The organism is Tsuneonella dongtanensis (assembly GCF_001698205.1).
In the GTDB taxonomy this organism is placed as follows: Bacteria; Pseudomonadota; Alphaproteobacteria; order Sphingomonadales; family Sphingomonadaceae; genus Tsuneonella; species Tsuneonella dongtanensis.
In genome coordinates, this window is the sequence record NZ_CP016591.1 from 1,370,627 (window position 1) to 1,382,556 (window position 11,930).

13 protein-coding genes are annotated in these 11,930 nt (G+C 64.7%); 3 read left to right on the forward strand and 10 right to left on the reverse strand.

From position 1 onward, the window contains the following. Positions 1 to 16: 16 nt before the first annotated feature. Positions 17 to 859, reverse strand: a complete 843-nt coding sequence (locus A6F68_RS06600; protein WP_067677599.1) for a phytanoyl-CoA dioxygenase family protein — start codon at positions 857 to 859, stop codon at positions 17 to 19. A 217-nt stretch (positions 860 to 1,076) separates the two neighbouring features. Here A6F68_RS06600 and A6F68_RS06605 point away from each other — a divergent pair, with 217 nt between their 5' ends. After that, entirely contained in the window at positions 1,077 to 2,393 is a 1,317-nt protein-coding gene (locus A6F68_RS06605; protein WP_067677602.1) for an oxidoreductase family protein, read from the forward strand. Between the two features lie 9 nt (positions 2,394 to 2,402). Here A6F68_RS06605 and A6F68_RS06610 read toward each other — a convergent pair whose 3' ends face one another. The 7 genes from A6F68_RS06610 to A6F68_RS06640 all read right to left on the reverse strand — a co-directional run bounded on the left by A6F68_RS06610 (position 2,403) and on the right by A6F68_RS06640 (position 8,111). Then, a complete protein-coding gene (locus A6F68_RS06610) occupies positions 2,403 to 3,659 on the reverse strand; it encodes an SAM-dependent methyltransferase (RefSeq protein WP_067677604.1) in 1,257 nt (418 codons plus the stop codon). 9 nt (positions 3,660 to 3,668) lie between these two features. Further along, on the reverse strand, positions 3,669 to 4,952 hold the full coding sequence (locus A6F68_RS06615; protein ID WP_067677606.1) for an SAM-dependent methyltransferase: 1,284 nt from the start codon (positions 4,950 to 4,952) through the stop codon (positions 3,669 to 3,671). Positions 4,953 to 4,966: 14 nt separating this feature from the next. Continuing rightward, positions 4,967 to 5,704 carry a molybdopterin-dependent oxidoreductase gene (locus A6F68_RS06620; RefSeq protein ID WP_067677609.1) on the reverse strand — a complete coding sequence of 246 codons (738 nt, stop codon included), beginning with the start codon at positions 5,702 to 5,704 and terminating at the stop codon, positions 4,967 to 4,969. Then, on the reverse strand, positions 5,694 to 6,362 hold the full coding sequence (locus tag A6F68_RS06625) for a cytochrome b/b6 domain-containing protein (RefSeq protein WP_067677611.1): 669 nt from the start codon (positions 6,360 to 6,362) through the stop codon (positions 5,694 to 5,696). The genes A6F68_RS06620 and A6F68_RS06625 overlap by 11 nt, the downstream gene beginning before the upstream one ends. Further along, positions 6,359 to 7,129 carry an SDR family oxidoreductase gene (locus tag A6F68_RS06630; protein ID WP_157096774.1) on the reverse strand — a complete coding sequence of 257 codons (771 nt, stop codon included), beginning with the start codon at positions 7,127 to 7,129 and terminating at the stop codon, positions 6,359 to 6,361. Before A6F68_RS06630 ends, A6F68_RS06625 begins: the two co-directional genes overlap by 4 nt. Before the next feature lie 98 nt (positions 7,130 to 7,227). Further along, positions 7,228 to 7,548, reverse strand: a complete 321-nt coding sequence (locus A6F68_RS06635; RefSeq protein ID WP_198152698.1) for a glycine zipper 2TM domain-containing protein — start codon at positions 7,546 to 7,548, stop codon at positions 7,228 to 7,230. A gap of 209 nt (positions 7,549 to 7,757) precedes the next feature. After that, complete coding sequence (locus A6F68_RS06640) at positions 7,758 to 8,111, reverse strand: glycine zipper 2TM domain-containing protein (RefSeq protein WP_067677614.1); 354 nt, start codon at positions 8,109 to 8,111, stop codon at positions 7,758 to 7,760. Between the two features lie 210 nt (positions 8,112 to 8,321). Here A6F68_RS06640 and A6F68_RS06645 point away from each other — a divergent pair, with 210 nt between their 5' ends. Further along, entirely contained in the window at positions 8,322 to 9,167 is an 846-nt protein-coding gene (locus tag A6F68_RS06645) for a PhzF family phenazine biosynthesis protein (protein WP_084001901.1), read from the forward strand. On the opposite strand, the gene rlmN is transcribed toward A6F68_RS06645, so the two are convergent. Beyond that, complete coding sequence (gene rlmN, locus A6F68_RS06650; RefSeq protein ID WP_067682213.1) at positions 9,160 to 10,401, reverse strand: dual-specificity RNA methyltransferase RlmN; 1,242 nt, start codon at positions 10,399 to 10,401, stop codon at positions 9,160 to 9,162. The two genes, A6F68_RS06645 and rlmN, sit on opposite strands and share 8 nt — an antisense overlap. A gap of 295 nt (positions 10,402 to 10,696) precedes the next feature. Here rlmN and A6F68_RS06655 point away from each other — a divergent pair, with 295 nt between their 5' ends. Then, the gene (locus tag A6F68_RS06655) at positions 10,697 to 11,368 is read left to right on the forward strand and encodes an outer membrane protein (RefSeq protein ID WP_067677618.1); all 672 of its coding nucleotides are present in this window, start codon (positions 10,697 to 10,699) and stop codon (positions 11,366 to 11,368) included. Positions 11,369 to 11,422: 54 nt separating this feature from the next. Here A6F68_RS06655 and A6F68_RS06660 read toward each other — a convergent pair whose 3' ends face one another. Then, positions 11,423 to 11,911 (reverse strand): invasion associated locus B family protein, encoded by a 489-nt coding sequence (locus A6F68_RS06660; protein ID WP_067677621.1) that lies wholly within the window; start codon positions 11,909 to 11,911, stop codon positions 11,423 to 11,425. Positions 11,912 to 11,930: the final 19 nt, after the last annotated feature.

Genomic DNA, 11,930 nt, shown 5'->3' on the forward strand with positions numbered 1-11,930 from the left:
TACGCGCGCTAGTCGTTCAAGTGAAGTGCGGCCCCGGTCGCTCGTAGAGCTCCTCGAAATGGACGAGATTGGGCCGCGGGCCGAGCGGCTGCGGCTGGCCCCGCCGAAAGGCCCATTCGCCGCGATCGCAGTCCTCCGCGCGGACGTAGCCATTGATGTAGAAGCGTCGGAAATGGTCGGCGTTGTTGGTCCCCGATCCGTGGACGAGATAGGGACTCCACATCGCTAGATCGCCCGGCTCGAGTTCGAGATCGATCAGGTGCGACGGGTCGAGACCGGCAGCTTCGAGCGTGGCGGTCTCGACCACGCTGTTCATCACCTCGCCTTCGGTCGGCAGCTCGAGCGGCCCGCCGAGATGGCTTTCCGGCAGTATCCGCATCGCACCGCTTTGACGGGTATGCGGGTCGATCGCGATGCCGGTCTGGACATAGCTCGTGGCGAGATTGCGATAGGCGCTGTCGGGCCGGCGAAAGCGTGAATCCTGGTGGAACGCGAAGTCCCCCTTTCCGCCGGGCTTCTTCCAATGGAGCTGGTTGATGATCTGCTTGATCTCGCTTCCGATCAGTGGCGCGAGCACCCCGGCCACGCGATAATCGGTGCGGAAGCGGTCGAGGACGACATTGTGGTACGAGGGCCACTGGACCATCCGCACCTCGTCGCCGTCGACCCGGTAATTGAGGTTGCCGTACCGGAAGCTCCTGCCGAGCGACATTCCTTCGGCGTGCACCTCGTCGATCGCTGCAGATAATTCCGCGATCTCGTCGGGCGAGAACAGCCCGCGCACGATGGCGTAACCATCGGACCGAAAACGAAGGGCCAGTTCATCGGGCGTTGCGGTTTGGCGAGACGTCGACAGCATGCGCCTGTTTTCGCAAACGATCTCCCCGGCACCCAAGTCCGAAGCGGACCGTGCGGTATTACTTGGCGCTATGGACGCGCCCTTTGCCGAGCGCGAGATCGCGATGGAACTAGGTCGCGGATCGGGACCGTGCTAGAGTGCCCGCTCGATTGGTCGGGAACAGGCCGGCGTTAACGGGAAGCAGACAGGGCGCGCATCTTCCGGGGGGGAGGACCGTATGCCCAGTTTCGCCCAAACGATCGAGTTGCCCAAAAGTCTTGAAGACATCGATGCTGCGTTCATGACGCAGGTGCTCCGCCGCAACGAAGCGATCGCGGCGACCAACGAAGTGGTCCGAATGGACGAAGAGGGAGTCGGCATGACCGCCGGCTATTTCTCGGCCATCAAGCGCGTCCATTGCACCTACAAGGAGCCGACGGAGGCCCCGCGTTCGTTCGTGGTCAAAGCCTGGCCGGAACTGGAGATCGCGCCGAAGGAAAATATCCGGGCGATGTTCATCAAGGATATCAAGGGCTACCAGATGCCTGCGGATCGCTTTTATCCGCGGCCGATCACCCACCTCGCGGCCTTCGACGCGGAGCGCGACCGGTGGGCGCTCGTCATGGAAGATGCCTGTGCCTATGCAGACCAGAAGCTTCACGAATCCGAGCTGACGTTCGACGAGACCATGCGGATGATCCCGGGTCTGGTCGATGTCGCGGTCGCATGGGAGGGGGCGGACAGTGACGAGCGTGCACAAGAACTCGAGGCGCTCGATGTCGGCCTGTGGGCCTCACGGGACAATCTCGACAACCTGAAGGCTCTGACCCCGGGCTCCGCCAAGTTGATGGATCACCTGTTGACGATGGATTCGGTGCTTGTCGGAAGCCCGACATGGGACAAGTGCCTTGGCCCCCGGTTTGCGGAAACGCTCGCGCGAAAGACGGATGCGTTCTTTGCCGGGGCGCACCCCGCCAACGGTGCAACCTGCACCCTGGCGCACGGTGACCTGCGCGGCGACAACCTGTTCTTTTGCGACGGGCGCTCCGAATATCCCCACGGCTGGCTGTGTATCGATTTCCAGCTTCTCTTCCGCGGGCCGATACCCTCCGACCTTGCCTATCTGATGACGAGCGGATCGGTTTTGCCCGAGGTGTATGCGCAAGAAAACCTGCACCGCATCCTGCGCGCGTTCTACGATACTTTCATGGCCAGGACCCGCCGGTACCCGGATTACACCTACGATGCTTTCGTCGACGAGTTTGCGATGATGTCGACCGTATGCTTCCTCTACTACCTCGCTTTCGGCGGCGTCTATGCGCAGGGCGGGGCCTACCGCAACGAACTGGGTATGCGGGTGGAAATGGGTGGAAAGGGCGCGACCGAAGCCGACCTCGCCCCGGAGGAACTTCGCCAGCGCATGTGGTGGGGCAAGACTTATCGCAATGCGCGGGAAGTATTTCGCACCTTGAAGCTGCGCGAGCGGTTGGATGCCTTGCCGGAGAATACCTCGGGGATGGGCGAATGGGCGGAGCTTCCGCCTCACCTGCTCTGAGCGGTTGTTTTAGCTTTCGCGAAATTCGGCCGCGAGCAGGCGCTCTTCCGCTTCGGCAATGTAGTCCCGGGTGATCGGGAGGGCTTCGCGCCGGCTGATGTACTGGATCTGGAAGTTGCACATCCCGCCGCTTTCGAAAGATGCCGTCGCGCCGGCGAGGTAGAACGTCCACATCCGGTAGAAGCGGGCGCCGTATTCCTTCTCGATGTAGTCGCGATGCGCCGCGCAGCGTGCGTACCATTCACGCAGAGTCCTGGCGTAATGGAGGCGCAGGATCTCGATGTCGGTCTGCATCAGGCGGACTTTCTCGCTCGCCGCCAAGGTCTCGCTGAGCGCCGGGATGTAGCCGCCGGGGAAAATGTACTTGCGGGTAAAGGCGTCGGTCTTCCCGGGCGGCCCGAAGCGACCGATCGTGTGGAGAAGCATGACCCCTTCGGGCGCGAGCATGTTCGCACAGGCGCGGAAGAAGGTCTCGTACTGCGGGACGCCAACGTGTTCGAACATCCCCACCGAAACGATCCGGTCGAAGCTGTCGCCGCGCGAGGCGAGGTCGCGGTAGTCGATCAATTCGATCGTCACCCGATCGGATACTCCGGCAGCCGAGACCCGCTCCCGGGCGAGTGCGGCCTGCTCTTCGCTGAGCGTTATGCCCGTTACCTTCACGTCCGCGTGACGCGCGAGGTAGATGGCCATTCCGCCCCACCCGCAGCCGATGTCGAGCACGCGGAGACCGGGAGCCAGCGCAAGCTTTGCGGCTATGTGCGCAAGCTTCGCCTCCTGCGCCTCGCCGAGCGACATGCCGTCGCGCGGCCAGTAGGCACACGAATACTGCATGTGCTCGGAATCCAGCATCCGCTCATAGAGATCGTTGCCGATGTCGTAGTGATGCGCGACGTTCGCTTTCGCCGAGGCCTGGCGGTTGATCGCTTCGAGCGTTGCAGCGAAGCGATTGCGTAGCCGCCGTGCAAAGGTTGGCCGGTCGATCCGGCGGCCGTGATCCCAGCGATTGTTGAGCCTTAGCAGGGCAACGAGATCCATGACCTCGCCACGCTCGATGATCAGGCGGCCATCCATGAACGCTTCGGCTGCGCCCAGCCGCGGATCGAGCAGGATGTTGCGTGCGACCTTTGCGTCCGCGAAGCGGACTCGCACTTCAGGGAAGCCAGTTTCCGTTGTGCCGTGAACCGCGACCCGTCCGTCCGGATGAACGACTTCGAGCACCCCGCGGGTGACCAGCCGTCCGAGTACCCGGTCGATGACGGCCATCGCGCGCTTTTACTCCGCTGCCTCGCGGAGCGCGGGGTCGAGGTGCCATTGAGGGGCGACATCGCCGGCGCGGAGCCGAGCGCTCTCTTCCTCGATCCACTCGCGCGTCATGGGGATGGCGGTGCGGTCCTTCACGTAGATGAGCTGCCAGTTGACGAGGCTGCCGTTGCGAAAGGCCTGCTCGGCGCCCGCGAGGTAGAACAGCCACATGCGGTAGAACTGCTCGTCGTACAGGCCGACGATCTCGTCCCGGTGCATCACCGTGCGATTGTACCATTCCTCCAGCGTGTGGCTGTAGTGGAAGCGCATCGCCTCCACGTCCATCACCTGCCAGCCTGCCTTTTCGCTTTCCGACACGAGTTCGCTGAGGGCCGGTATGTAGCCGCCGGGGAAGATGTACTTGCGGGTGAAGGCATCGGTGCGTCCGGGCGGGCCCGCCCGCCCGCAGCAGTGGCTGATCATCACCCCGTCCGGCTTCAGAAGCCGCGCGGTGTGGGCGTAGAACTGGGGGTAGTGAGGCGTACCGACGTGTTCGAGCAAGCCGACCGAGCTGATCCGGTCGAATTCTCCCGTCACGTCGCGGTAGTCCATCAGTTCGAACCGCACCTTGTCGGCGACGCCCTCGGCCTTGGCGCGCTCGCGGCAGAAGGCAATCTGGTCCTCGGCGAGTGCGACGCCCAGCACCTCGCAGCCATAATGCCGGTGCAGGTAAAGCGCGAAGCCGCCCCAACCGCAGCCGATATCGAGCACCTTCATGCCCGGCTCGATGTGCATCTTGGCGGCGAGGTGCGCCTTCTTGTCGAGCTGCGCCTGCTCGAGGCTCGTTGTCTCGGGATCGCTCCGATAATAGGCCATCGTGTACTGACGGTCCTCGTCGAGGAACAATTCGTAGAGGCGGCGCGTGAGGTTGTAGGTGTGCGCTGCGTTCTTGGCGGCCTTGCCGCGCGGGTTCACGCTGTCGGCCATGGCGAGCAGCCGGTCACCGACCTTGCGCAACGTGCCCTGCGCCTGGATCGCTGCGTCGCCTTGGCTCTTCGTATTGGCCGTCACGAACAGCAGGAGGTCACGGATGTCGTGCGGCGGTTCGACGACCAGCCATCCCCACATGAACGCCTCTCCCGCGCCCAGCTGCGGATAGCGCGCGATGTGATGCGCAGCGCGCTTGTCGGTCAGGCGGATGCGGATCGGCTCGGCATCGCCGGTCCCGTATTCGAATTGCTTGCCGTCGTGGCTGGTAACGGTCAGCCGGCCGTTGCGGATTCCCTGCTTCAGAAACTTGTCGAGCAACCACATGAAATTCGCGCCCCCTAGATTCCCGCGTACCAATGATAACCGGCGCGATCTTCCCAATAGCCACCCTTGCCGCCCTCGATCCCTTCGAGACTGGCGACTGCTTCGATGCCCGTCAGGTACTTGGCATGCTTGTAGCCCAGTTGCCGCTCGACGCGCAGGCGCAGCGGCGCGCCGTTCCTGACCGGCAGCGGCTCTCCGTTGAGCGCATGGGCGATGATGGTCTGCGGGTGGAAGGCATCGTCGAGATCGATGCTCTCGTAGTAGCGGGCGCCGCCGAGCGTGTCGGCGCAGCGAAACACGATGAAGCGCGCTTCGGGCAGAAGCTGCGCGCCTTCGAGGATCGACGAGAGCTGCGGTCCGGTCCACTCGCCGATCGCGCTCCAGCCTTCGACGCAGTCGTGGCGAGTGATCTGCGTCCGCTGCGGGAGGCGCCTCAGGTTGTCGAGGCTGAGCGAGAGCGGATGAGTGACGAGCCCCGTCACCTCGAGCCTCCAGTCGGCAAACCCGGCTGCCTGGGCCGCGGCATACTCCGGCGTGTCGACGGTCTGCGATCCGTTGCCGCGGAAGAAAGGTGAAATCTCGCTGCGGTCGTATTCCTTGACGAGGCCACCGCCCCCCAGCAGCCGCTGCGCACCGCGGTGCCACTTCTCGGATGCGCGGAACAAGGACTGTCCGGCGCTGCTGTCGGCCACCTTGGAGCACGCGCCGAGGAACAGCGCGGCGGCTCCGGCCACGAAACCCCTACGCTGCATCGCGGCCTCCCGTGATCATGTCGCGCAGTTGCTTGAGCGGGTTGGACAGCAAGACGAGCGCCACGTGCAGCACGAAGAACGTGAAGATCGCCCACGCGAAGAGGAAGTGGAGCGAGCGGACCGATTGCCGCCCGCCGAGCAGATCGATCAACCAGGAAAGCTGCGGCTCCATGCCCGGGCTGATGCCCATCCCGGTGATTACCATGCCCGGAAGCAGCACGCCCAGGACGAGGCCGTAGGCCAGCTTCTGGAGGAAGTTGAACTTCGACCCCTCATGATGGAAGTCGAGCCTCAAGTGCTTGACGATATCCGCGCGGACGGCCGACCAGCGCCATTCGTCCCGAGTCGTCACAAGGTCGCGCCGGAAGTGGCGATTGAGCAGCATCGCCGCCCACATGAAAAGAAGGCCGAGTGCAAAGGGCCAGGCCATCAGGACGTGCCACTCGCGCGCTCCGGCGAGACTGTAGTGGCCGGGAATGGTCATCCAGCCGGGGAATCGCGGGAGAATCAGCCAGGCGTCGGCGGCGGAATAGCCCCAGCCGCCCCAGTAGAGCCGGGGGTGGGCATTCGAGATATTCAGGCCCGACATGAACAGGATGACGACGCACAACAGGTTCAACCAGTGCCACAGCCGGGTCGAGAGCGCATGGCGCTTCATGCCGCCCCTTCGCGAGCCAGATAGATCACATCGCGCGGCTGGGCGAGCAGGTGCTGGCCGCTGTCGACGAACAGCGTTTCACCGTTCGCGAGCCATCCCTCCGCTAGGAACAGGCAGGCGTCGGCGATCTCCTGCACTTCGGTCCTCCGCTCGAGCAGGTTGAGCCGGTGGCTGACTTCCGTTTCCTCGGGCGACTGATCGTGGCTCGGCAGGATCGCGCCCGGCGCAAGATTGTAGACGCGGTCGCCGGGCCCCGCCGTGCCCATCGCGAGCATGGGGACCGTCGCCGCGAGGGCGTGCTTGCTCATCGTGTAGGTGAAGAAGTCCGGGTTCGGATTGGCGATCTTCTGGTCGGTCAGGTGAATGACCCGCCGTCCGCCTTGCGATTTCGCGCGTGTGAGAAACGCCTGCGCCATGCGCGCCGGACTGCCCGCGTTGACCCGCAGCGTGCGGCGAAACTTCTCCATGTCGATATCGCCATCGTCGTCGGGGACGAAAATCGACGCGTTGTTCACCAGCACCCGCCAGTCGGGGAGGTACGCGGCTAGCCTGTCCACCATATCCTTGGCGGCGTCGGCGTCGGACAGATTGCAGTGGATCGCGATCGCGCTCGGCAGTTCGGCGGCGAGTTTCTCGGCAGCCCCGGCCGAGTGTCCGTAGTGAATCACTACGTGCCATCCCGCCGCACCGAAAGCGCGTGCGATGGACGCGCCTATGCGCTTCGCTCCACCGGTTATCAGGACTGCGGGGAGGTTGGGCGCCGGCATCGCGTGCATCAAAGCACAGGAACGCACGAATGGGAAAGCGAAAGGCGCGCCGCCCGGTGGGACGACGCGCCTAAGCTTCGCTATTTAGCGAAATCAGATCAGCGGCAGCGCGCTTCGCTGCGGCGCTTCTGGATTTCGCGACCGATCAGCGCGCCGGCGGCGGCACCCAGGATCGTTCCCGTCGCGCGCTCGCCACGGGTGTCGATGGCACGTCCGACGAGCGCACCTGCCGCGCCGCCAACAAGAAGGCCCACCGTGCCGTTGGAACGCTTGCAGTAATAGCGGCCGTCACGGCCCTCCCAGTACTGCACGCCGTTCTCGACCCGGTGGCGGTGACTGTATCCGGTATCGTGCGCCAGGGCGGGAGCGGCGGGGATAGCAAGGCTGGTGGCGGCGGCGGCCATGAGAAGCTTGTTCATCGGGGTTTCCTTTCCCTCTTCGACTGGTTCGGGTTGTCGACGCTTGAGATCGGATGCGGGTCCACAACGTCAGATGAACGCCCCGTTGTATGCCTGTTTCTACGATGAAGTGAGCGGATTCGTCGGCAAGACGCCGGCAACGATGGGGGCCACAAAAAACGCGCCGCCCCGGAGGGGGGCGGCGCGCTCAATCAAATCCAGAGTGAAGGTCAGCGGCAGCGAACCTCCCCGCGGGTCAGTTCGCGACCCAGTAGCGCGCCGGCGGCAGCGCCGAGGATGGTCCCCGTCGCACGATCGCCGCGGGTATCGATCGCACGGCCCGCGAGCGCGCCGGCCGCGGCGCCGACGATGAGGCCGGTCGTTCCGTTCGAGCGCTTGCAGTAATAGCGGCCGTCCTCGCCTTCCCAGTACCGGATGCCGTTGCCGCTCGTGTAGTAGCGGGGTTGGTACGCCTGCTTCGCGCGCTTGCCATGCGCCGGCGCCCACGGCGGCGGGTCTGCCATCGCGGGAGTGGCGGTCGCGGTCATGCCGACGGCGGCGATTGCGAGGATGATCTTCTTCATGTCCCTGTCCTTCTAGACCCGAGTTGGCAAAAACTGTTTTCGCGCCTTTCGCTTGTCCGCCCGAACGCTCGCTGAACGTAGCTCCTCGATTCCTCGATAGCGACGACACGAGCCTTCGCAGCGACAAGTTCCGGTTGGCGGACCGTAGTAATGCTTTGTCGGCCTTCTCCTCTCGCGGATTTATCCGTCGAGGCGACAAGGAGAATGGCGATGCGGTTGGACCTGGTGGACGTTTTCGGCTCGGGCCCGCTTAGCGGCAATCCGCTGGCGGTCGTGCATGGGGCGGAAGACCTCGGCGATGCGGACATGCTGCGGCTGACGCAGTGGCTCGGGTTCTCGGAAACGACCTTCCTCCTGCCGCCGACGACTCCGGCCGCAGACTACCGGGTGCGCATTTTTTACCCCGCTGGGGAATTGCCGTTTGCCGGACATCCGACGCTTGGCACATGTCACGCCTGGCTCCGCGCGGGCGGAAAGCCCCGCACCCCGGGCACTTTCGTTCAGGAATGCGGCATAGGGCTGGTCGACGTACGCGGAGACGGCGCGACATTGGCACTCGCTGCGCCCCCGTTCACGCGCTCTGGGCCGCTCGATTCCGCGGAGCGCACCGAGTGTGCGCGGTTGGCAGGCATCGATCCGGCTTCGATCATCGAAGCGGTCCACGTCGCCAACGGACCGCAATGGATACTCCTGCGACTCGAAAGCGCCGAGCAGGTCCTGGCCGCCACCCAGGTGTCCGAGGCCCCGATCGGAACCGATGTCGGCCTCGCCGCACCGGGCAAGCCCGGGTCGGGTGTGGACTGGGAACTGCGCGCCTTCTTCGCCGATCAGCACGGCAAGCTGCGAGAGGACCCGGTGACCGGCAGTTTCAACGCAGGTGTCGCGCTTCACCTGTTCTCGTCCGGCCTCGCTTCCGGCCGCTATGTCGCCGCACAAGGGCGCATGACAGGTGCGGACGGCCGGGTCGTATGCGAACAGGACGCCGACGGTTCGGTCTGGATCGGAGGACGCTGCGAGACGGTGTCTTCCAACGGTTCGCTGGACCTGTTCAGCTAGGGGGCTCTGCCGCAGCTTCGTGATCGCGTTCGGCGCGGCTCTTTTTCTCGGCGGCGGTCTTCAGCTGACCGCATGCGGCGTCGATATCGCGGCCGCGCGGGGTGCGCACCGGGGCGCTGATGCCGTGCTCGAACACGATTTCCGAAAACCGCTTCACCCGCTCGGGCGTCGAGCATTCGTAGGGCGCGCCCGGCCACGGGTTGAAGGGGATCAGGTTGACCTTGGCGGGCAGCTTGTACTGCTTGATCAGGCGGACCAGTTCGCGCGCGTCGTCGTCGCTGTCGTTCTTGTCTTTCAGCATCACGTATTCGAACGTGATCCGCCTCGCGTTCGATGCGCCGGGGTAGGCGGCACACGCGGACAGGAGTTCGTCGATGCCGTACTTCTTGTTGAGCGGCACGATCTCGTCGCGGATTTCCTTGGTCACCGCGTGCAGCGAGACTGCGAGGTTGACCCCGATCTCCTCGCCGCACTTGTCCATCATCGGCACCACGCCGCTGGTCGAGAGGGTTATGCGGCGCTTGCTCAGCGCGAGCCCGTCGCCATCCATCACCAGCTTGAGCGCATCGCGGACGTTGTCGAAATTGTAGAGCGGCTCTCCCATGCCCATCATCACGATGTTGGTCAGCAGGCGCCCGTCGGAGGAATAGTGCCCTTCGTCCTCGGCATCGTCGAGGCCCGCCATGCTGCCCTTGGGCCATTCGCCGAGAGCGTCGCGCGCGAGCATGACCTGGCCGACAATCTCACCGGGCGTCAGGTTGCGTACGAGTTTCATCGTGCCGGTGTGGCAGAACCGGCAGTTGAGCGTGCAGCCGACCTGGCTCGATACGCAGAGCGTGCCGCGGTCCGCGTCGGGGATGAAAACCATCTCGAAGTCATGCCCGTCCGCGGTGCGGAGCAGCCACTTGCGGGTGCCGTCGGTCGAATGCTGGGCCTCCACCACCTCGGGGCGGCCGATCACGAAACGGTCCGCCAGCCACGGCCGCATGGTCTTGGCGATGTCGGTCATCGCCGCGAAATCGGCGACGCCGCGGTGATAGATCCAGTGAAATACCTGCTTCGCCCGGAGCTTCGCGGCCTTCGCATCGAGGCCGGCGTCTTCGAACAGCGCTGTTATGCGCGCGCGGGAGAGGCCCAGCAGGTCGATCTTCCCGTCGGCGCGCGGAGTGACGTCGCGGGCGACGGGAACCGGATCGATGGAACCGGGGATGGGCATGAGGGCGGTATGGGCCATGGCGTGGCGCATATAGGGCGAGCCGCGCCGGGTGGCAAAGACCATCGGCCAAGCGTGCGCTGCCGAGGTTCAGTCGAAACATTATTACGTGCGCGCGCAACGCGCGAACACGCGCAATCGGACCTTGTTCCCGTCGTTCGTCGTTCGAAGCGATCTTGTCGTCGACCGGAATGTTGCTGAAAAACCACACGTTTCTTGTTGTGTGAGGTTCATGAAACCACCGCACCGGCGCTCCGTTGAGCGGGTCCAAGGCACTGGCTGAATGCCGGGCCCGATTTGAAAACGGAGTACTGAAATGAATACCAGGATCGCATCGCTCGTTGCCGCTTCGCTTGCGGCGCTGGCCACCCCGGCCATGGCCCAGTCGGCCAGCGAAGCTCCCTTCAGTGGCGTGCGTGTCGGCGGTGAAGTGGGTTACGACCACATCCGCTCGGGCAGCACCGAAGACGTCGACACCAGCCGGGACCTGAAGCAGTCGATCGACGGCGTCAGCTATGGCGCGGTGGTCGGTTACGACATCGCTGCGGGCGAAAACCTGCGCATCGGTGCCGAAGCCAGCTATGCCGGCAGCACCGCCGAGCGTGATTTCAACAATGCCAACCCGACGGTCTTCAACCTCGGCAACGTGCAGGCGGATCGCGACATCTATGTCGGCGGCCGCGTCGGCTTCGTCACGAGCCCGAGCACGATGGTCTACGTGAAGGGCGGTTACACCAACCAGCGCTACTCGGTGACCGGCACCGACGGTACCGTTGCTCTCGACCAGAAGCTCGACACCGACGGCTGGCGCGTGGGCGCGGGTGCGGAGTTCGCTGTCGGCCGCAACGCGTACATCGGCGCCGAGTACCGCTATTCGATGTACTCGGAAGGCGAGATCGACTTCGAAGGCAACACGCCGGACAGCAGCCGCTTCAACCTCGATACCGATCGCCACCAGGTGGTCGCCACCGCCGGCATCCGCTTCTAAAGCAGGGTCATCGGTGAAAGACGAAAGGGCGGTGCTTCGGCGCCGCCCTTTTTCTTATCGGCGACGGGCGCATCCGACGGTGGCTGCGTCGATCGCCGTGGCGGCACCCGCCAGCGAATACCTGTCGGTGAAGCGGCGGCCCCGCGCATCCGTCGCGGAGACCGACATGGAACCTGCCGACCGCATGGCCGCGACCACGGCGGCATCCATCGCCTTGTCCGCCGCCCAAGCGTCTCCACCGCCACCCGTCAGCCGAAAGCGTTGTCCGCCGAGCGCCAATGAGATCGCGGGAGACGCAGCCATCTTGCGTGATAGCCGGATGTGGACCTGCCCGCGCACGTTCTGCTTCGTCCAGATGCCGACACTGGCGAAAGCGCGATAGTCGCGCGCCGTGCTGTTCGACTGCGGAACGGCGATAGCATAGCAGCGACCGGCCCCCGGATCGCGAAACGCGCCCCAGTCGTCGAACACGCCTAGGTCGTCCTTGGCCGTGGCCGATGTTGCGGCCACGGTAATCGAAATGAGGAAGGCGACCATTCGCATGGCCGCCGTCCTAGCAACG

What these genes read in the sequence shown, in the direction of transcription:
- A6F68_RS06610 (WP_067677604.1), bottom strand. Translation starts at nt 3,659, where the DNA reads ATGGCCGTCATCGACCGGGTACTCGGACGGCTGGTCACCCGCGGGGTG.
- A6F68_RS06620 (WP_067677609.1), bottom strand. Translation starts at nt 5,704, where the DNA reads ATGCAGCGTAGGGGTTTCGTGGCCGGAGCCGCCGCGCTGTTCCTCGGC.
- A6F68_RS06615 (WP_067677606.1), bottom strand. Translation starts at nt 4,952, where the DNA reads ATGTGGTTGCTCGACAAGTTTCTGAAGCAGGGAATCCGCAACGGCCGG.
- rlmN (WP_067682213.1), bottom strand. Translation starts at nt 10,401, where the DNA reads ATGGCCCATACCGCCCTCATGCCCATCCCCGGTTCCATCGATCCGGTT.
- A6F68_RS06645 (WP_084001901.1), top strand. Translation starts at nt 8,322, where the DNA reads ATGCGGTTGGACCTGGTGGACGTTTTCGGCTCGGGCCCGCTTAGCGGC.
- A6F68_RS06600 (WP_067677599.1), bottom strand. Translation starts at nt 859, where the DNA reads ATGCTGTCGACGTCTCGCCAAACCGCAACGCCCGATGAACTGGCCCTT.
- A6F68_RS06605 (WP_067677602.1), top strand. Translation starts at nt 1,077, where the DNA reads ATGCCCAGTTTCGCCCAAACGATCGAGTTGCCCAAAAGTCTTGAAGAC.
- A6F68_RS06625 (WP_067677611.1), bottom strand. Translation starts at nt 6,362, where the DNA reads ATGAAGCGCCATGCGCTCTCGACCCGGCTGTGGCACTGGTTGAACCTG.
- A6F68_RS06660 (WP_067677621.1), bottom strand. Translation starts at nt 11,911, where the DNA reads ATGCGAATGGTCGCCTTCCTCATTTCGATTACCGTGGCCGCAACATCG.
- A6F68_RS06635 (WP_198152698.1), bottom strand. Translation starts at nt 7,548, where the DNA reads ATGAACAAGCTTCTCATGGCCGCCGCCGCCACCAGCCTTGCTATCCCC.
- A6F68_RS06640 (WP_067677614.1), bottom strand. Translation starts at nt 8,111, where the DNA reads ATGAAGAAGATCATCCTCGCAATCGCCGCCGTCGGCATGACCGCGACC.
- A6F68_RS06655 (WP_067677618.1), top strand. Translation starts at nt 10,697, where the DNA reads ATGAATACCAGGATCGCATCGCTCGTTGCCGCTTCGCTTGCGGCGCTG.
- A6F68_RS06630 (WP_157096774.1), bottom strand. Translation starts at nt 7,129, where the DNA reads ATGCCGGCGCCCAACCTCCCCGCAGTCCTGATAACCGGTGGAGCGAAG.